Genomic DNA, 19,654 nt, shown 5'->3' with positions numbered 1-19,654 from the left:
CCGCTAGCCACCGGCAATGCTGCGCGTGCTGACCCTCTCCACCCTGTTCCCGGACGCGAGCCGCCCCAACTTCGGCGTGTTCGTCGAGAAGCAGACGCTGGGCCTCGCCGCGCGTCCGGACGTGGACCTGCGCGTGGTCGCGCCGGTCGGCCTGCCGCCCTTCCCCCTTTCCCGCCTCGCCCGCTACGGATCGCTCGCCGGCCTCCCCCGCCAGGAGCAGTGGAAGGGGCTGGAGGTGAATCGTCCCCGCTTCCCCAACCTGCCCGGCACCGCCGGCCGCTGGCACGCGCCCCTGCTCGCACGCAGCCTCACGCCCCTACTCACCCGCATCCGCCGCGACTTTCCCTTCGAGGTCATCGACGCGGAGTTCTTCTTCCCCGATGGTCCGGCCGCGGTCGCGCTCGGCCGTCGCTTCGGCGTGCCCGTCTCGATCAAGGCGCGCGGCGCCGATATCCACCATTGGGGCACCGCCCCGGCCACGGCCGCCCAGGTCCAGGCCGCCGGCCGCTGCGCCGACGGGCTGCTCGCAGTGTCGCAGGCGATGGCGAACGACATGGTCGCGCTGGGAATGCCGCGCCCCACGGTCCATTCGACCGGGATCGATCGCAGCCGCTTCGGCACCCTCACCCGCGCCGCCGCAAAGGCGCAGCTCGGCGTCACCGGGCCGCTGGTGGTCTCGCTCGGCGCGCTGATCCCGCGCAAAGGCCACGCGATCGTTGCCGACGCCGTCGCCAGCCTGCCCGGCGTCACGCTGTGTATCGTCGGCGAAGGCCCGGAGCGCTCACGACTTGAGGCACAGATCTCCGCCAGCGGCGCGGGTGGCCGCATCCGCCTGCTTGGCGCCGTTCCGCATGAGAAGATGGCGACGGTCCTCGCCGCCGCCGACGTGATGCCCCTCGCCTCCAGCTCGGAAGGGCTCGCCAATGCCTGGGTGGAGGCGCTCGCCAGCGGCACGCCGGTCGTCATCCCCGATGCCGGCGGCGCGCGCGAAGTCGTGACGAGTCCCGCGGCCGGCCGCATCGTCGCCCGCACCCCCGCCGCCTTCGCCGAAGCGATCGCTGCGTTGCTCGCGAACCCGCCCGCGGCCGATGCCGTCCAGGCGACCGCCGCCCGCTTCAGCTGGGAATCAAACCGCGACGCGCTCTACGCGCACCTGCAAGCGTTGGTGGCGGAGACTCGCGCTCAGTCGAGCGGGTAGAGCGCCGCCGCGATCCAGCGCAGCTCGGCGCGCAGCACGCCCCAGGCGCGCGCCGCCGCCCGGCTGTCCATCGGCTCGACGCCGACGCCCTTGGCTTCGAGCGCCGCCACCAGCGCCGGAGACGGGCGCAGCATCCGGCTGCCGGTGCCCAGGATGAGGAACTCCGGCAGCGGATCGAGCGCCAGCACCGGGGCCAGCGCCTCGAGGGTCAGTTCCGCCAGCGCAGGCGGCGTCCAGCCGTCGGCCCGCTCCGGGGTAATCAGCAGGCCCTCGTAGACTCCGTCGTCCACGCGAAAGCCGCGGCCGACGATCCCGGAGATCAGCGGCCCCTCGGCCCCGCCTGCCTTGTCGAGTCGCATCAGGGCTGCGCGCGCTCGGCGGCGGTCGGCTCGGACGAACCCACCTTCGTGCCTGCCTTCAGCTTCAGCGTGATCAGCAGCGACGACGAAACGTAGATCGACGAATAGGTACCCACGATCACGCCCAGGATCATCGCCGAGGTGAAGCCGCGCAGCACATGGCCGCCGAAGATCAGGAGCGAGCCGAGCGCCAGCAGAATCGTCAGCGAGGTCATCACCGTGCGCGGCAGCGTCTCGTTGACCGAAAGGTCGATCAGCTGCGGCATGTCCATCTTGCGGAACTTGCGCATGTTCTCGCGGATACGGTCGTCGATCACCATCTTGTCGTTGATCGAATAGCCGATGATGGTCAGCACCGCGGCGACGATGTTGAGGTCGAACGGCATCTGGGTCAGCGCAAAGAAGCCCAAAGTCATCAGCACGTCGTGCAGGATCGCGACCGCGGTCGAGACGCCGAACTGCCATTCGTAGCGGAACCAGCTGAACACCGCGATGCCGGCCACCGCCAGCAGCACGGCGAGCACGCCGTTGCGGATCAGCTCGTCCGAAACCTTGCCCGAAACCGTGGTGTAGTTGGAAAAGGTCGCGCCGGGGAACTTGGCCGCCAGCCCCGCCTTCACCTTCTCCACCACCGCGTCGGCAGCACCCGGGGGCGCATCGTCCGCCAGCGGCAGGCGGATCGAGATGCTGTTCGCATCGCTGCCCAGCTGCTGGAGCGCAGCCTCGCCGACGCCCAGCTCGTCCACTGCGCTGCGCACCTGGTCGAGCGGCGGCACGGTGACGAACTTCTCTTCGATCGCGACGCCGCCGACGAAGTCGACGCCGAAGTTCAGGCCGCGCGCGAACACCAGCCCGACCGCCGCGATCGTCAGCAGCGCCGTGATCGCAAAGGCGATGTGGCGGATGCGGACGAACTGGATGTTCGTGTTGTCGGGGACGATTTTCAAAAGGCGCATGGGGGGCGTCCTAGATGTGGATCTCGGTCGGCCGGTTCTTGCGAACCCAACCCGACACGAGCATGCGCGTGAAGGTGACGGCGGTGAACACCGAGGTCGCGATGCCGAGCAGCAGCACCACGGCAAAGCCGCGGATCGGGCCCGAGCCCAGCAGCAGCATGATGAGGCCCGCGATCGCGTGCGTCACGTTCGCCTCAAAGATGGTGCGGCTCGCTTCCTTGTAGCCGAGCTCCAGCGACTGGATCACGCTCCGGCCACGCCGCCGCTCTTCGCGGATGCGCTCGTTGATCAGCACGTTGGCGTCCACCGCGGTACCGATGGTCAGCACGAAGCCGGCGATGCCCGGCAGCGTCAGCGTCGCGTTCAGCATGCCCATCACGGCCAGGATCACCAGCACGTTGATGACGACCGCGGTGGTCGCATAGATACCGAACCGGCCGTAGGTCAGGATCATGAACGCGATCACGGCGACCGCCGCGATCACCGAGGCGAGGATGCCGGCGCGGATCGAGTCGTCGCCCAGTTCCGGGCTGACCGTGCTTTCCTGCACCACCGTCAGGTCGACCGGCAGCTTGCCCGAGCGCAGCGCGATCGCGAGCTGGTTGGCGCCGTCGACGGTGAAGCCGCCGGCGATGGAGGCGCGGCCGCCCAGGATTGGCTCGTTGATGTTGGGCGCCGAGATCACCTGGTTGTCGACGATGATCGCGAACGGCTTGTTCACGTTCTCGCGGGTGACGGTCGCGAAGCGCCGGCCGCCCACGCTGTCGAAGGTGATGTCGACGTTGGGCTGGCCGTTCTGGTCATAGGACTGGCGCGCATCGGCGAGCTGGTCGCCCGAGATGATCGTGTTGCGCTTGACCGCGATCGGCTGGCCAGTGCCCTGATAGCGCAGGATCTGGCTGCCGACCGGCGCGTCACCGCGCAGCACCGCCGCCGGATCGGCGGTGGTGTCGACCAGCTTGAACTCCAGCCGCGCGGTCTTGCCCAGCAGGTCCTTCAGCGCCTTGGGATCGTCCAGGCCGGGCACCTGCACGACGATGCGGTTCGAACCCTGGCGGATGATCGTCGGCTCGCGCGTGCCGAGCTCGTCGATGCGGCGGCGGACCACGTCGGTCGCATCGTCCATCGCCCGGTCGACGGCCTGGGTGAGCCCCGCGTCGGTCTGCGTCAGCACGAAGCGGGTCTGGTCGACCACCTCGATGTCCCACTCGCGCTGGCCCGTCAGCCCCGCGCCGCCGCCGGTGATCGACAGCAGCTTCTCGCGCGCCGCGTCCACCTGCGCCACGTCGCGCACCATGAACGACAGGCGCCCGCCGCGCGTGGAGATGTCGCCGATCTGGACGCGCGGGGCGCGCCGCATCTCGGTCGAAACCTGTTCCCGCATCTGCTCCAGCCGCGTGGTCGCGACGTCGGAGGTCTTGGCCTCCAGCAGGATGTAGCTGCCGCCGGCCAGGTCGAGACCCAGGTTGATCGTCGGCGTCGGCACCCAGCCCGGCAGCTGGGCGCGGGTGCGCTCCGGCAGCAGGCTCGGCACCGCGAGCAGCACCATGATGAGGACCCCGAGCCAGATGGCCCGGACCTTCCAGCGCGGGAAGTCGAGCATCAGTCGTTCGCGGGCTTGGCGCCGGTCGGCGCCGTAACCTCGGCGATGGTCGCCTTGACGACGCGCACGCGGGTGTTGGGCGCGATCTCGACCTCGACCACCGCGTCCTCGACGCGGGTGACGCGACCCAGCAGGCCGCCGGCCGTCACGACCTGGTCGCCCTTCTTCACGTTCGCGATCGCCGTCTGCAGCGTCTTCATCCGCTTCTGCTGCGGGCGAATCATCAGGAAGTAGAAGACCACGAAGATCAGGATCAGCGGCGCGATCGATACGAACGACGCCAGGGCACCGCCCTGGGCGGCCGATCCGGCGGACTGGGCAAAAGCTTTGGGAACGAGCATGGGTGCTTGGAAACCTGATGAAAAAAGGCCGCGGACGCCGGGCCGTTCAAGGGGCGCGCGCTATCATGCGCGTGCCTCCGTGGCAACCGGCCGTCCTTAGCGCTTGCAAGCGGCGCGCGACGCGCATAGAGGGCAGCGCTCGGTCGGGGCGTAGCGCAGCCTGGTAGCGCATCACACTGGGGGTGTGGGGGTCGCAGGTTCGAATCCTGTCGCCCCGACCAACAAGATCAAGCGGCGGGTCGAGTCTCTCCCCACCGCCGGCGGCCATCCCGCTCCACCCCGCGACCGCGACTCTACAGCACATCGACGATCCACCGAAGCGCGCCGGCCCGCTGCCGGCGGGCGCGGCGACGCTCCCCTCAGCGTCGCCGGGAAACCTTTTGCAGGGCCCGCGACAGCGTATCGATCGAATAGGGCTTGTGCACGAGTTCGAAGCCGTGGGTTCCGTTCTGCGCCAGCACCTCGCTGTATCCGCTGGTGAGCACGACCGGCAGCGCGGGGTAGAGGCGGGCGATCTCCTGGCCAAGCTCGATGCCGGACATGCCCGGCATCATCACGTCGGAGAAGACGACGTCGAAGCGGCCGGCCTCGGCTGCCAGTTCCGCCAGCGCCTTGCGCCCGTCCATCGCCCACACCGTCTCATAGCCGAGCTCCGCCAGCGCCTGGGTCGCGAACATGCCGACTTCGGCATTGTCCTCGACCACCAGCACACAGGCACCCTCGCCGAGCGGCAGGGAATTGTCGCCGGCTGCGGCCGGGACGCCCGCCGTTCCTTCGACCCGCGGCAGATACAGGGTGAAGGTCGCCCCCTCCCCTTCTTCGCTCGTGACGATGATGCCGCCGCCGGACTGCTTGGTGAATCCGAAAACCTGGCTCAGCCCAAGGCCAGTTCCCTCGCCCACCCCCTTGGTGGTGAAGAACGGCTCGAAGATGCGGTCGATGTTGTCGGCCGGGATGCCGGGCCCGCTGTCGGTCAGCGAGACGGCCACGAACTCCCCCGGCGTCGCAGGATGTGCCCGGATGGCCGGCATCTCGGACGTGGTGCAAACCGACAGGATCAGCTCGCCCTCGCCCTTCATCGCGTCGCGCGCGTTGACGGCCATGTTGACGATCGCGGTGTCGAACTGGCTGCGGTCCGCGTCGATGTAGCAGGGTTCGGACGGCAGCCTCAGCGACACCTTCACCCGCGATCCCGTCAGCGTCCGCACCATGTCGCTGACGGTCCGCACGCTTTCGGAAACGTCAAAGACCTCGGGCTTCAGCGACTGGCGGCGCGCGAACGCCAGCAGCTGGTTGGTGAGCTTGGTCGCGCGGTCCGCGGTGTCGGAGATCGCGTCGATGTAGCGCTGGCGCCGATCGTCGGAGAGGCCGGGCCGACGCAGCAGGTCGACCGACCCGCGAATGACGGTCAGCAGGTTGTTGAAATCGTGCGCGACCCCGCCGGTAAGCTGCCCGATCGCCTCGACCTTCTGCGACTGGCGCAAGGCGTCCTCGGCCTCCACCAGGTCCGCCGTCCGCTGCGCGACCCGCTGCTCCAGCGTCTCGTTGAGCGCACGCAGGTCCGCAAGCGCACGGTCGCGCTCCGCCTCGATCGTGCGCCGCTCCTGGACGTCGATCAGGACGCCGGGAAAGCTCAGCGGCGTCCCGTCGGGCCCGTGCTCCACCCGTCCGTTCGCCTCGATCCAATAATAGCGGCCGTCGCACCGTCGCACGCGATACTGGTGGGCATAGGGACCGCCGCGTGCGATCACCTCGCCGATCGCCTCCTCCAGGCCCCGCCGGTCGTCCGGGTGAACCGTGGCCGTGATCTGCGCCAGCGGGATGCCCTTGCGGCCGAGCGCCGGGTCCAGGCCGAAGGTGCGCGCGAACGCGTCGTCGACGGTGAACTGGTCGCTCGGCAGATCCCAGTGCCAGGTGCCGATGATGGCGCCGGCCTCCAGCGCGAGCTGCACGCGCTCCGCATTCTCCCGCGCACTCGCCTCGCTGATCCGCAGGCGCTCCTCCGCCTCCCGCCGGGCGGTCACATCGTTGAAGATGATCGCGATCTGCCGGTCGGCAGGGTCGCCGACCCGCACGGCGCGCACGTCGAACCAGCGCTGGAACGCCTCGGCATAATTTTCGAAGTTCGTCGGCTCGCCGGTCTTGGCCACATGCCCGTAGATCTGGAACCAGAACGGCTCCAGGTCGGGCGCATATTCGGTCACCCACTTGCCGCGCAGGTCCACGCCGGACTGGCGCGCGAAGGCGGGATTCGCCTCGACAAAGCGATAGTTGATCGGCTCGTCATTCTCGTCGAACTTGACCTGGACGATGGCGAACGCGGCCTCCACCGTGTCGAAGATCGTCTGGAACCGCTCCTGCGCCTGGCGCAGGGCAATACCGGCGAGGTGCTCCTCGGTGCGATCCCGCAGGATCTTCACGAAGCCGACATGCTGCCCGGCCCGATCGCGCAGCGGAGACAGCTCGCCGCTCGCCCAGAATCGTGCGCCGCCCTTTCGCACATGCCAGCGCTCGTCGATCGCCCGGCCTTCCTCCAGCGCACATTGCATCTCGCGCGCCGGCACCCCGGCTGCGCGATCCTCCTCGATGAAGAACAGCGATGCGCTCTGCCCCACCGCCTCGCGTTCCGACCAGCCGAGCACACGCTCGGCGCCGTAGCTCCACTCCACGATCGTGCCGTCGAGGTCCGTGGCGATGATCGCGAAATCCTGGGCGCTGTCCACGATCGCTGCCCGGCGCGCCTCGGACGCGGCTGCGCGCTCGGTGGCAAGCCGTTGCTCCAGCTGCACCATGACCTGGCGGGCGAGAACGCGGATCGCGCGCTCCTGCACCCCGGTGAGGGTCCGGGGGCGGACGTCGAGCACGGACAGGGTTCCGATCGGCAGCCCTTCGGCCGACTTCAGGATCGCCCCTGCATAGAAGCGCAGGTGCGGCGCTCCCGTGACCAGCGGATTGCAGGCAAAGCGCGGGTCCGCGGCCGCGTCGGGAACCAGAAGGAAATCCTCCTCCAGGATCGCCTGGGCACTGAAGGATGTGTCTAGCGGCATCTCCCGCACGCCCAGACCGACCTCGGCCTTGAAGAACTGGCGGCCGTCCGCGATCAGGTTCACGATCGCGATCGGCGCCTCGCAGATCGCGGCGGCCAGTTCGGCGATCTCGTCGAACGCCTCCTCGGGGGGCGTGTCCACGATCTTATATTGTGCAAGCGCAGCCAGCCGCTGCCCCTCGCGTCCAGAGAGATCCGTCATCGTCTTCCATGCTCAGGTATTGATCGCGCCTTTAGCACCGACGACGGCCGTCCCGCCACGGTCGCGTGCCAGTCGCGGGACGCGAATGCCCCCCCCTTCCTGACCTGGGACGATACAGCTCTGCGCTGCCGCACGGCTGCTGAGCGGCAGGACGTTGGGGAGGAACGCCACGGCTGACGCAAACTCACGACAGCGGGGAAATCTCCCGGTCGAAACTGATCGTGGAGCGCATCTCCGGCGTATCGGGTCCGATCGACATCGGACACACGACGCCGGGCATCACCGCCACGTCGAACAACTCGGTGATGAAGCCGTCCAGCTTGATCCATTCGACGATGTCGCCGGAGGCGAGGTTGACGATCAGCACACCGCACCACGCCTCGGCATCGCGGCTCACCAGCGCAGTATCGAGCGCGAGGCCGGCGAAGGTGCCGTTGCGTGGCTTCGACACGGTCACCAGCGCATGGCCGTTGTGGAGCGACATGCCCCGCAGGAAGCCCGGGCAGAAGGCGATGTCGGCCCGCTCGCCGCTCGCCGGGTCGATGCGGATGAGGTGCCCGCGGCCCGAATCCAGGGCCAGCACATGATCGCCGTGAACCCTGGGGCTATGCGGCATCGACAGCTGGTCGGTGACGATGCGGTCGGTCGCGACCTCGATCAGCACGCCGCCTTCGTGGCGGCGCTCGCGCCAGCCCGTCAGGCTGTCGCTGCGGCTGACCGCCGTCACATAGCGCGGCGCGCCGCCGTCCATCGCCATTCCGTTCAGATGGCAACGGTCCTCAGGCGCGAGCTTCGAGATGAAGTCCGGCTTCCAGATCGGGCGGAAGCTGTGGTTCAGGTCCAGCGTCGCCAGGCAGCTGTACTTCGTGTTGACGAAGATCACGCGCCCGGCCGCGTCCGTGCCGACCTCGTGCACATCGACGTCGCCGGTCGTCTGCGCGTTGCGCGGGATCAGCGCCATGTCGAAATGCTGGTTCGCCGTCTCGCCGGGCCGGAGCATGTTCTCGAGCCGCCAGATCTGGTGGGACGTGCCGAGGTACAGCCTGCCGGGCTGGTAGCAGACCCCCATCGCGCGCGAGAAGTTCTGCTGGTTGAACGAGACCGTACCCCCCGGGGTCACGCCGACCAGGAACAACTGCCCCGTCTGGTAGGAGGTGAAGGCGATGCTCGTGCGGTTGGCGCGCAGCCAGTCGGACAGCCCGCGCGACACCGTCAAGTTGGTGTTCGTCTGCTTGGGCGCACCCGGCGTCGCCGGCGACGGTCCGTTGCTTGCCGCGGCCATGGGTGCGGGCGCGTTACTCATGATCCGGGCCTCTTGATGGGACGACGGGGCGATCGGGCTCGCAGCCAATGCCGCGAGCCCGCGCCTCGGGTTGGTATCTCAGGGTGTCGTACCGATCAGAACTTGATCCGGATACCGGCACGGCCGCCGCCGCCCTGATAGCCGTCGCCATATTCGCCATGCGCTTCCAGGAAGCCGGTGACGCCGCTCGCGGTCATGATGTTGAAGCCCAGCGTGCCCTGGCCATAGGTGCCGAGGGCGTCGCTCCCCAGTACGAGCGTCTGTGCGCCGCTCGTGAACCGCAGGCCGTCGTCGCCCTTGAACTCGTGCACCGCGGCGCCGCCAGCGTAGAACACCAGCTTGGAAGACTCGCCGATGTCGGTCGCCCCCCCGATCTTCACCCCTGCCTTGCCACGCAGGCCCTCGAAGTCGTCGAAGTCGAAGCGGCCGCCCAGCGTGCCATAGCTGTCGATGTCGCTCTTGGTGTACGCGATGCTCACGGCGGGCTCGGCAAAGAAGGTGTCGGAGCCCAGGCGGGCACCCGCCTCCAGCTTGCCGCCCCAGGTATTCGCCTTGGTCTTCACGTTGAAGTTGGCGAGGTTGCCGCGCGCCTCGATCCACGAGCGGTCGTATTTCGCCAGGCCGTTGATGAAGAGGCCGCCCGCCTGGAACGCGCCATAGATGGCGCCGTTCAGCGTATCGATGTCGAACCGGTCGCCCGAGCCGGCGAAGTTCATCGCGGACGAGAGATAGCCGGTCGAGACGCCGAACACGGCGCCGCCATTCTCGCTGGAACCGCCGCCGATATCGAAGCCGATCTGGCCACCGAACGCATCCTGGCGATAGCCCAGGTTCACGTCATCCTGCACCAGGCCGTTAAAGGCGAAGTCGCGCGTTTCCTTGCGCTTGTTGACCTCGCCGAACATCTGCAGCCACAGCCGGCCGGTCGTGTCGGTGGCAGGGCTGCCCCAGCCCGCATCCCGGCCTGCCGCCAGATGGGCGGTCACCGCGTCCCCGGACCGGTTCCACACCGAGGCGAGCCCCTCGCCCAGCTTGGCCTGGCGGTACACCGTAGCACTGGGTGCGCTGACGAGGCGATACGCCAGCGCCGTCGGATCATAGGTGATGCCGTACTGGATGAGGCCGATGTCCCGCGATGCCGGGTCCAGCGTGAAGGCCGTCGCCGACGAGGCGGCGGAGGTCTGAACGATGGTGGTCGCCGGGATCAGGATCGCCGGGCCATCGCTCGCCTGCAGGGTGACCAAGGTGGAGCCGCCCGCACTCCCCACCACGAGCCGGTCGACGGCGGCGGTCGTGGTCCCGAAGCGGAGGTCGAGCCCCAGGGTCGCGTCGCCGGTGCCGGTATAGGCGGTGCCGGCGAGCGTCAGGACATCGCCCGTCCGGCCGTTGCGCAGGTCGATGAGGCCGCTGTTCGACAGCGTCTCCAGGTTGGTGATCGCCACCGTCTGCGCCCCAACGGCGGCCGTCCGCAGCCGGATCATGCCGCTGTTGTTCAGCACGTCGGCCCCGGCCCCGAAATCGCTGTCGCCGGTCAGGGTAAGGATGCCGGCGTTGGCCAGCCGGTCGGCATTGTCCGTCAGTTGCAGCCGGCCGGTCAGGGCTCCGTTGTTCGCGATCGTCGCCGCGCCGCCGGACGCCTGGATCGCATAGCCGCTGCCGCCCGTGATCGTGCCGTTGTTGGTGACGGTCGTCCCGTTCAGCGACGTGACGGTGACGGCGTTCGTACCGCCCTGGACCGAGCCGCCGGCCGCGATCGTCAGCCGCGCCAGGCCATCGCGCGCCGGGTCCCCCATCGGGTCGCCCCCGCCGCCGCCCGCACCGCCCGCGATCATCTCGATCGCGGTGCCGCTGGTCGAACGCACCGCCCCGCCGACCGTCACGTCCGCGCCGCCGCCGAAGCCCAGGGCGCGGATCGCACGCGAGTCCGTACCCGAGACCCGCACCGATCCCACGTCCACCGTGACATCGCCGCCGAAGCTCGCCGCGCTGATGCCGGTCGCGTTCGTGCCGCGGGTCGATACCGCGTCCGCGGTCACCGCAACGCTGTTGAACCCGCCCGCCGCGATCGCGACCGAGCCGTCGCCCGTCGTCCGGACCGTTCCTGCATCGACGGTCACCCCGCCCGATGCATAGGCATCGATGCCGACCCCGGTGGAGGCGACGGAAGCGCTGGCAATGTCGATCGCGCCATATTGGCTGCGCGCAAAGATGCCGGTCGAAAAGTCCCCGGTCGTCGTGACCGAGCCCGTGCCTCCGATCGACACGTCGCCGTAGAAGGCCTCGACATGGATGCCGTCGGATTCCGCCCCGCTGGTCACCACCGCGCCGTTGTTGATGACGGTCGCGCCGTTGTCCTCGTCCGTGATCGCGCCGATCGCATACACGTTGACGCCGTCGGACGCGTAGCCGCTGGTGGTGACGGTGCCGGTGACGGTCACGGCAGCGGCGTTGTACGCCTGCGCGTTGACGCCGAACGAGCTGTCGCCGCTGGTGCTGACATCGCCCACGGTGATGTTGGTATCGCCGCCATAGAGCGCCACGCCGAGCACGCCGTTGGACGAATAGCCCGTCGTCGTGACGCTGTCGGCCGAGATCGTCACGTTGCCGAAATAGGATGCACCCACGACGCCCGGCGCATAGTCGCCGGCGGTGCGCACCGTGCCCTGGGCCACGGTGACGTCGCCGCCGATGCTGACGGCATAGGCACCCGCCGCGTTGTAGCCGCTCGTCGTCACCGACTCGCCGGTGATGCTGACATCCTCCAGCCCGACCGCGACTACGCCGAACGCTTGCTCGCCGCTGGTCGAGACCGCTCCATGCGTGATGTCGATGGCGCCGCCGTTCAACGCGGTCGCATCGATCCCGTCGGCAAAGTCTCCCGCGGTCTCGACTGAGCCCACATCGACGGTGATGTTGCCGGCGGTGCCATAGTAGTTCGCCGTCTCCGCATGGACGCCATCGGCACCCGCCTCGCTCGTCGAGATCGCACCCTGGGTGATGTCGATGTTTCCGGCGGCGCTGTAGGCGTCGATGCCCGTCGCACTGGCCAAGACGGATCCCGCTCCTGTGACCGTCACGTCGCCCAGCGCCGCAAGCGCCATGCCCGCGCTTCCCGCCCCCGTCGTGGCGATCGAACCATTGTTGGCGACGACGAGGTCTCCGCCGATCGCAACGGCCGTCACACCATTGGAAGTCGCTCCGCTGGTCGAGACGTCCCCATTCACGGTGATGTCGACGTTGGTGCCATAGGCATAGATCGCCGGCGCGGAGTCACCGGTGGTGGAAACATCGTTGACGGTTATGGCCGCATCGCCGCCATAGGCCTTCACGAACACGCCGTTCGCGTCCGCACCGCTAGTCTCGATCGATCCGTCGGAGACGAAGGTGGCGCCACCCGGCCCGGTGCCGAACATCACCGCGCCATAGGCGCCATCGCCAGTGGTCGTGATGTCGCCGACGGTCAGCTGCGCCGTGCTGCCCTGCACCACCGCACCGACGGCACCATAGCCGTTCGTCGTGATGCTGCCGGCGGTGACGTTGACGACGGCGTCCGGGCCGAACGAGACGGCGCGAATGCCATCGGAGTAGTCCGCCTGCGTCGACACTGTCTCGGCATCGATCGTGACGGAGCCGGCGCCGGCGCGAACGGTGATCGCATCCGAGCCGTAATCGTAGAAGCTGCCGCCGGTGGTGGCGACGGTGCCCGCGTCGATCGTGACGTCGCCGTTGCCGGCATAGGCATAGATGCCGCCGACATAATAGCCCGCCGCGGTGACCGTGTCGGCCGCGATCCGGATGTCGCCCGTATAGCCATTGGCGCTGATGCCGACCGAGCTGTTGCCCGTCGTCGTGATCGAGCCGGCATCGATCGTGATGTCGCCGGCGTTGCTGACCGCGTTGATGCCCTGGGAGGCGCGCCCGTCCGCGACGATGCTGTCGGTGTTGATCGTCAGGTCGCCATAGTTGGTGCTGCCGATCACCCCGATAGCGCCGGTGCCGGAAACGGCGATGCTGGTGTCGCCAAAGGCGTTGAGCGTCGCGGCACCCTCGTTGAACCCGATGATGGCGACCCCGGGGTTCGCGCCGCTCTCGATCGCGACACCCTCGCCCAGGTTGACCGTCAGGTCATAGACCGGAACCGTTGGGTCCAGGCCGGGATCGGCCGCCGGATCGACGGCGGGGGACAGGTAGGTGATGCCGTTCGGATAGGGGTTGTCTGCCGCAGAGCAGGTCACGCTGCCCTGCGTCGCCACGCCACATTCGCCTTCCGCGAAGGCAGGGACGGCGACAAGCGCGCCCGCCGCAGCACTCACGATCGCGGTGCTCGTGAGCAAACGCGCGATCTTGGATCCGCTCCGCTGCGACAGCATCTTCATATTTGCCCCTTTTGATCCGTTATGGATGGTTTAACGACGGATCTACATGCGTCAACGCAGCGAAAGCGCAGTCTTCAAATATTCGCAAAGTTTTGGAAAAGCTTGAGCTGAACCGGATACTAGCGAAGAGCTTGCTGCCCGTTCGCGAGTCCGCAGGCATCGGCCGAGCAGATGCATTGGTTCCGGGCGCGCTCGGCGCGCCCGTTAGCCCCGCGCCACAAGCGGCAATTCCTCGGCCGGCGGTACGAATCGCGTGGCCGTTCCCCTGCGGCCGTGCAGCCACATCCCCCCGGCCACGCGATTCGCCTCCGCTGGGCTAGCGTCCGGACCCCTCCCGTCCGTTCGCCAGCCGGGAGATCAGGATCGCCGCGCGCTTGGCCTGGCGGCGGATGCTCGCCAGGTCGACCGTCTCGCCGGGCGCATGGTCGCCGCTGCTATCCGTGCCCAGCCCCGCCAGGCTGTCGACGTCGTTCGCCACGAACGAGATGTCGCCCGCCCCGCGCTTGAGCGGATCGAGCGGCGGCATCTCCGGCAGCTTCAGGTCGCGGTTGACCGCATTGAGCGCCGCCAGCAGCGCCGTGTTGCCTGCCGTCGGGGCCATTGCCGGATAGCCCTCGCCGAACTCGATCCTGGCCTCGGTGCCGGGCGCATGGGCGGCGACGATCGCCTCCATCTTCCCGCGCACCCGCGCCGTCTGCTCCTCGCTCAGCGTGCGGAAGTCGCCGGTCGCGACTGCCGTCCGGGCGATGATGTTGGTCTTGCCCGCGGCCGCCGCATTGCCGCTCTCGTCGATGCTCGCGGTCGCGCCGCCGGCGATCACGCCGGGGTTGAAGGTCAGGTTCGGCTCCGGCAGCTCCGCACGGAACGTCGCCAGGATGCGCACCAGCTCGTGGACCGCCCCGTCGCCCAGCTCGGGCGTGAAGATCAGCGAGGAATGGCCGGTCTTGCCCGTCGCCGTGATCCGCCAGTCGGTAACCGAACGCCGGGCGATCGAGCCCATGTCGCGGCCGTCCTCCGTCACCAGCCCCTCGAAGTCGAGCGCCACGTCGGCGCGCTTGCCGGCCGCGATCAGGTCCGCGCGGGAAATGCGGTGCGGGCTCCCGGCATCCTCCTCGTCGCCCGTCAGCACGATCTCGATATTGGCGTCCTTCAGCGTGCCCGCCGCCTGCATCGCGCGCAGCGCCGCCACGATCACGACCATGCCGCCCTTGTCGTCGCCCGCGCCCGGCCCCTCGGCCTTGTCGCCCTTGCGCACGAACTTCTGGAAGGGCGAGCTCGGCTCGAACACGGTGTCCAGGTGGCCGATGAGCAGGATGCGCTTGCCGCCCGGCTTGCCGGCATGCACCGCCACCAGATGGCCGGCGCGCTGCACCGCCGCCATCGGTTTCCACTGGACGGTGAAGCCCAGCGGCTCCAGCTCGGCGCGCATCATCGCGCCCACCTTGGTCACCCCTTCCAGGTTCAGCGTGCCGCTGTTCTGGTCCACCAGCCGGCCGAGCAGCGCCACCGAACGCTCATATTCGGCGTCGACCGTCTGCCCCATCACCGTCTCGGCACGCGACAGCCCCTCGGCGAGCGCCGGCGCCGACGCGGCCAGAAACAGCGCGCCGCCAAGCGCCATCGCCCGCATCCGCATCACAGCTTCGCACCCCCCATCTTGTAAGTCAGCTGCGCATAGAAGCTGCGGCCCACTGAATCGAACCACGAAATGTCGTAGTACGGATAGGCGCCATAGGTCGGGTCCTTGATCGGATCCTGGTCGAACAGGTTGTTGATCGTGCCCGACAGGCGCAGCCGGTCGGTGAAGCTGTACTGCGCCGACAGATTGAACAGGTAGCTCGCCTTGATGTACGCGTCCTGGTCGTAGTTGGGGAGCTTGCCCAGCCGCTGGCCGGTCAGCGTCGTCGAGAAGCGCTCGAGATCCCAGGTCAGGCTCGCCGTGCCCTTGTCGCGCGGGATGTCATAGTCGCTGTCATAGTCGAGCTTGCTGATCTTCGGATCGCCCGGATATTGGCGGATCGTGTGGTTGAACACATAGGTGTAGTTCACCCGCAGCGAGAAATTGCCCGCCTGTGCGGTGGGCACGCGGATGTGCGCGGCCACGTCGATGCCGTCGGTGGTCTCCTCCGCGACGTTGATCGGGTTGATATAGACGCCCTGCAGCTGCCCATCGAGCGCGCCGTCCGAATAGCGCTCGACCCGCGCCAGCGCGTCGAGGCAGGTGGGTGAATTGCCGTCCACAGGCGACCCGGCTGCAGTCTGGCCGATCCGGCAGTCCGCCTCGTCGCGCAGCAGATTGTCGATGCTCATGTCGAGCACCTGGTTCTTCATCGCGACCCGGAAATAGTCGACCGACATGTCGAACCAGCGCCGCGGCTGCCACATCACACCGGCGTTGAGCGACTTGGAGGTCTCCGGCTTCAGGTTGCGATTGCCCGAACGGTGGGAGACGATGCCCTCGTCGGCATAGTCGCAGTCGGAGATTTCCTCCGGCTGGTCCGGGTCCGTCCGGCACAGATAATAGTCGGTCGCCGACGGGTGGGTGTTGCCGGGGCCCCGGAACACATAGTTGAGGTCCGGCGCGCGGAAGCCGGTGCCATAGGCGCTGCGCAGCACCAGCGTGCTCGTCGGCCGCACCACCGCGCCCAGGTTGTAGGTGAACTTGCCGAAGCCGTTGCCCGCAAAGGAATAATGGTCGTAGCGGCCAGCCAGGTCGAGCTCCACGAACGACAGCACCGGCAGCCGCAGCTCGCCGCCCGTGCCCCAGTGGCTGCGCTTGCCGCGGCCATCGGAGTCGACCAACCCGACGTAATATTGGGTCAGCGCCAGCGGATCGGGGCGCAGGTTATAGCCCTGGCTTCCCGCCTCCGCGGTGAACGCAAAGCCGGCGGCGCCGCCCGGCAGGCGGAACAGTTCGGTGGTGTTCACCGTCGTCGCGACGTTGGTCACCCACGACTTGGGCCGATAAATCGAGTTTGCGGTGATCGAGCGATACTCGCCCGGCGTCAGCGGCGTGTAGAGCCGCGTCGGATCGGCATCGAACTCGGCATAGCCCGTCTCCGGATCGACCCCCACCTGCTCGCCTAGGAAGAAGGCATTGGCCTTGTCGATCACCACCTGCGGGAACGACACGCGTGACTGGTATTCGGCGTGGTTGACGCTGAACTCATAGCCCCATTTGTTGTCGGCGAACCGGCCCTTGATGCCCGGCGTCACGTTGAAGGTGGTGGAGCGGTTGCGCGTCATGCCGGCGTTCAGCCCGCCCATCTCCTCGGGCGTGAACTGCCGCGTCCAATTGTCCAGCTGCAGCCCGCTATAGGTCTGGTCGGGGCTCAGGTGGTTCGGGTTGAAGAAGGTGCCCTCCTCGTTCCCGTCCGGCGCCACATAATACCAGTCGAGCACGTCTCGAAACAGGCTGAGCTTGGAATAGCTCGCCTGGAAATCCAGGAACAGCTCGGCTTCGTCGTTGAGCGTATAGCCCATCGATCCATAGGCGCTGATCGAGCGGCGCTTGGACTGGATCGTGCCATAGCCGATCGAGGTATCGCTGCCGCAAAAATAGCCGTCGCCGTCGATCGTGTCCCTGCCCGGTCGCATGGCGTAATAGGTGCTGCCGCCGTTCAGCCCCGACAGCCGGTCGCACGTCGCCTTGCCCGGATCGATGTAGTAGAGATATTCGTCGGCGCGCAGGAAGGTGCGGCGCGCGAGCGGCCCGGTCGGGTCGTCCTGCGTCGAATCCTGGATCTTGCGGTCGTACGCCCACAACGGCTTCTGATCGAGCGCTTCGATCCCCAACACGCCGTGGAAGCCCCCCGTCTCCCAGCCGGTGGTCACGCTCAGCCGGTGCGAAGACCCGCCGCCATGCTCGGTGGTGCCATAGCGATAGTCGATCCGCGTCCCGTCCGGCTTGGATTTCAGCTGGAAGTTCACCACGCCGGAGATCGCGTCCGAACCATAGATGGCCGACGCGCTGCCGCTCAGGATCTCGACCCGCTCGATCAGCCCCACGGGGATGTTCGAGATGTCGGTGAAGTTGCTGTTGCCGTTGAACGGCAGCGGGAAGTCGGCGATGCGGCGGCCGTTCACCAGCACCAGCGTATGGTTCGGCCCCAGTCCGCGCAGGTCCACCTGCTGGGCGCCGGGCGTGAAGTCCGCGCCGGACGCGCTCTGCTGGCTCTGGGTCTCGCCGCCGTTCTGGGTGATCGCGCGCAGCACGTCGGGCACGCTCTGGTAGCCGTTGCGCAGGATGTCCTCGGCGGTGATCGTCGTCACCGGCGCCGGCCCGTCGCCCGACACGCGCGGGATGCGCGATCCCAGCACGACCACCTCGCCCTCGGGCGCCGTGTCGTCGGTCGCCGCCGGAAGGCTCTGCTCGCTCGTCATCGTCTGCGCCGACGCCATCCCCGGCAGCGCCCAGGCGCTTGCCCCCGCGAGCGCGATCGCGATCCCCTTACGTGTACGCATCATTTGACCCCCCGTATTCCCGAAGACATATTGGCAGCAGAACCAGTCAAAGTGGAACAACAAAAATGCAATATGTTCGGCGGGAGCGAACGAATTGAAAAGCGGGGCTTGGAGGGCATGGTCCCGGATCGCATTCGCGCTGCTGGCACTGCTGCTGCCGGCGTCCGCCTGGGCGGCACCCGGCGGCTACAGCTATTATGAGATCGGCGACCGGTCGGCGAAGACGCCGGCGGCCACCGCGCCGGCGCTGATGCTGGTTGGAGGCGGCGACTGGGACTATCGCGCCTTCCGCTGGTTCGCCGAGCGCGCCGGCCACGGCCACATCGTCGTGCTGCGCGCCTCGGGAGAGGGTGAGGCCGGCGAGGAGATCTTCAACCAGGTCGGCGGAGTCGCCTCGGTCCAGACGCTCGTCTTCCGCAGCCGCGTCGCCGCCAACGATGCGCGCGTGCTCGACATCCTCGCGCGCGCCGACGGCATCTTCATCGCCGGCGGCGACCAGGCCAACTACGTCCGCTTCTGGAAGGACACGCCCGTCGCCCGCGCGCTCGACGCCCATGTCCGCAAGGGCCGCCCGATCGGCGGCACCAGCGCCGGCCTCGCGATCCTGGGCGGCACCGCCTATGGCGCGATGGATGGCGGCAGCATCGACAGCAACGAGGCGCTCGCCGACCCCGCCGGCCCCGCCGTCACGCTGGTGACCGGCTTCCTCCACATGCCGCGCCTCGCCCATGTCGTCACCGACACCCACTTCGCCCGCCGCGACCGGCTCGGCCGCCTGTTCGCCTTTGTCGCCAAGGCGCGGCAGAAGGACCCGAAGGCCGTCGGCCTCGGCGTGGACGAGGGCGCCGCGCTCTGCGTGGAGGCGGACGGCACCGCCCGCCTGCTGTCGCCGCCCGGCGGCCATGGCTGGCTGGTCCAGCCGACCACCCGACCCACGCTCCAGCCCGGCCAACCCCTCGACTGGACGGGCGTCCGCGTGACCGGCATCGGCCCCGACAGCGTGCTCGACCTCGATACGCTGCGCGTCACCGCGCCCGCCTTCGACGGCATTGCCCGCGTCGAGCGCGGCGTGCTGCGCGACGCACCCGGCCCGCGCTGACCATGCGGCCCGAGGAAATCGACCCGCAGCTCCTCGCGCTCCTGCGCGAGGACGCCCGGCGCAACGTCTCCGAACTGGCGGCCGCGCTCGGGGTCTCGCGCACCGCCGTCTACAGCAGCATCGAGCGGCTGGAGCGGGAGGGCACGATCCTCGGCTACACCGTCCGCTTGGGCGAGGATTACGACCGCCGCCTGATCCGCGCCCATGTCATGATCAAGCTCTTCCCCAAGGCCACCCACGCCACCCAGGACCGGCTCGTCACCATGCCGGAGGTCGCCGGCCTCTACGCGATCTCGGGCGAATACGACTTGATCGCGATTGTCGAGGCGCCCCACGTTAACCGCCTCAACGACCTGCTCGATGCCATCGGCGAGTTGGAGGGCGTCGAGCGCACCACCTCCTCCGTCATCCTCGCCACCAAGCTCCAGCGTTGATTCACGCCGCTCCAGCCCCCCGCGCCTCCTCCACGATCCAGTCGCAGAACCGCTCCAGCGCCGGGTTCTCCACCCCGTCCGGCCGCACCAGATAATAGGCGTCGTCGCTGGTGAGCGGGATCGACAGCGGGCACACCAGGCTGCCGCTTTCCAGCTCCGGGCCGATCAGGAAGCTCGGCACCAGCGCGGCCCCCGCCCCCGCCGCCGCCGCCTGCGCCAGCATCAGGAAATGCTCGAAGCTCGGCCCCGAAGACACCGGCGGCGCCTCCACCC

Annotated in this window: 13 protein-coding genes and 1 tRNA gene; 4 read left to right on the top strand and 10 right to left on the bottom strand. The window is 68.5% G+C overall.

Features of this window, described 5'->3' with window-relative positions; translation table 11 throughout:
- The first annotated feature begins 16 nt into the window (after positions 1-16).
- Positions 17-1,198 carry a glycosyltransferase gene (locus VPH46_RS13345; RefSeq protein WP_416611939.1) on the top strand — a complete coding sequence of 394 codons (1,182 nt, stop codon included), beginning with the start codon at positions 17-19 and terminating at the stop codon, positions 1,196-1,198.
- Here VPH46_RS13345 and VPH46_RS13340 read toward each other — a convergent pair.
- From VPH46_RS13340 to yajC, 4 genes are read right to left on the bottom strand one after another with little or no spacing between them, the layout of a single operon-like run.
- The gene (locus VPH46_RS13340) at positions 1,183-1,557 is read right to left on the bottom strand and encodes an Mth938-like domain-containing protein (RefSeq protein ID WP_132883104.1); all 375 of its coding nucleotides are present in this window, start codon (positions 1,555-1,557) and stop codon (positions 1,183-1,185) included. The two genes, VPH46_RS13345 and VPH46_RS13340, sit on opposite strands and share 16 nt — an antisense overlap.
- Positions 1,557-2,513: a protein translocase subunit SecF gene (gene secF / locus VPH46_RS13335; RefSeq protein WP_125959925.1), complete on the bottom strand. Its 957-nt coding sequence runs from the start codon at positions 2,511-2,513 to the stop codon at positions 1,557-1,559. Before secF ends, VPH46_RS13340 begins: the two co-directional genes overlap by 1 nt.
- A gap of 10 nt (positions 2,514-2,523) precedes the next feature.
- The gene (gene secD, locus VPH46_RS13330) at positions 2,524-4,116 is read right to left on the bottom strand and encodes a protein translocase subunit SecD (RefSeq protein ID WP_125959926.1); all 1,593 of its coding nucleotides are present in this window, start codon (positions 4,114-4,116) and stop codon (positions 2,524-2,526) included.
- On the bottom strand, positions 4,116-4,457 hold the full coding sequence (gene yajC, locus VPH46_RS13325) for a preprotein translocase subunit YajC (RefSeq protein WP_416611936.1): 342 nt from the start codon (positions 4,455-4,457) through the stop codon (positions 4,116-4,118). The genes secD and yajC overlap by 1 nt, the downstream gene beginning before the upstream one ends.
- Before the next feature lie 144 nt (positions 4,458-4,601).
- On the opposite strand from yajC, the gene VPH46_RS13320 reads away from it, so the two are divergent.
- Positions 4,602-4,678 (top strand) — tRNA-Pro (locus VPH46_RS13320).
- 138 nt (positions 4,679-4,816) lie between these two features.
- Here VPH46_RS13320 and VPH46_RS13315 read toward each other — a convergent pair.
- The 5 genes from VPH46_RS13315 to VPH46_RS13295 all read right to left on the bottom strand — a co-directional run bounded on the left by VPH46_RS13315 (position 4,817) and on the right by VPH46_RS13295 (position 17,851).
- Positions 4,817-7,705 (bottom strand): PAS domain S-box protein, encoded by a 2,889-nt coding sequence (locus VPH46_RS13315; RefSeq protein WP_416611935.1) that lies wholly within the window; start codon positions 7,703-7,705, stop codon positions 4,817-4,819.
- 184 nt (positions 7,706-7,889) lie between these two features.
- Positions 7,890-9,008: a TIGR03032 family protein gene (locus tag VPH46_RS13310; RefSeq protein WP_416611934.1), complete on the bottom strand. Its 1,119-nt coding sequence runs from the start codon at positions 9,006-9,008 to the stop codon at positions 7,890-7,892.
- A 95-nt stretch (positions 9,009-9,103) separates the two neighbouring features.
- Entirely contained in the window at positions 9,104-13,384 is a 4,281-nt protein-coding gene (locus VPH46_RS13305; RefSeq protein WP_416611933.1) for a beta strand repeat-containing protein, read from the bottom strand.
- A gap of 316 nt (positions 13,385-13,700) precedes the next feature.
- Complete coding sequence (locus VPH46_RS13300) at positions 13,701-15,014, bottom strand: M20/M25/M40 family metallo-hydrolase (RefSeq protein ID WP_416612024.1); 1,314 nt, start codon at positions 15,012-15,014, stop codon at positions 13,701-13,703.
- A gap of 5 nt (positions 15,015-15,019) precedes the next feature.
- Positions 15,020-17,851, bottom strand: coding sequence for a TonB-dependent receptor (locus VPH46_RS13295; protein WP_416611931.1), 2,832 nt, complete (start codon positions 17,849-17,851; stop codon positions 15,020-15,022).
- Between the two features lie 91 nt (positions 17,852-17,942).
- Between VPH46_RS13295 and VPH46_RS13290 the strand changes: the two genes are divergently transcribed.
- On the top strand, positions 17,943-18,947 hold the full coding sequence (locus tag VPH46_RS13290) for a cyanophycinase (protein ID WP_416611929.1): 1,005 nt from the start codon (positions 17,943-17,945) through the stop codon (positions 18,945-18,947).
- Between the two features lie 2 nt (positions 18,948-18,949).
- Entirely contained in the window at positions 18,950-19,381 is a 432-nt protein-coding gene (locus tag VPH46_RS13285; RefSeq protein WP_125959929.1) for an Lrp/AsnC family transcriptional regulator, read from the top strand.
- A 1-nt stretch (position 19,382) separates the two neighbouring features.
- Here the strand turns inward: VPH46_RS13285 and VPH46_RS13280 are convergent.
- Positions 19,383-19,654: LysR substrate-binding domain-containing protein (locus tag VPH46_RS13280; protein WP_416611926.1), on the bottom strand; the 272-nt coding region annotated here is incomplete at its 5' end.

Origin of the sequence: Sphingomonas sp. MJ1 (PH-R8) (genome assembly GCF_048058635.1) — a bacterium.
Taxonomy (GTDB): Bacteria; Pseudomonadota; Alphaproteobacteria; order Sphingomonadales; family Sphingomonadaceae; genus Sphingomonas.
This window is presented reverse-complemented; position numbering and strand designations above follow the sequence as displayed.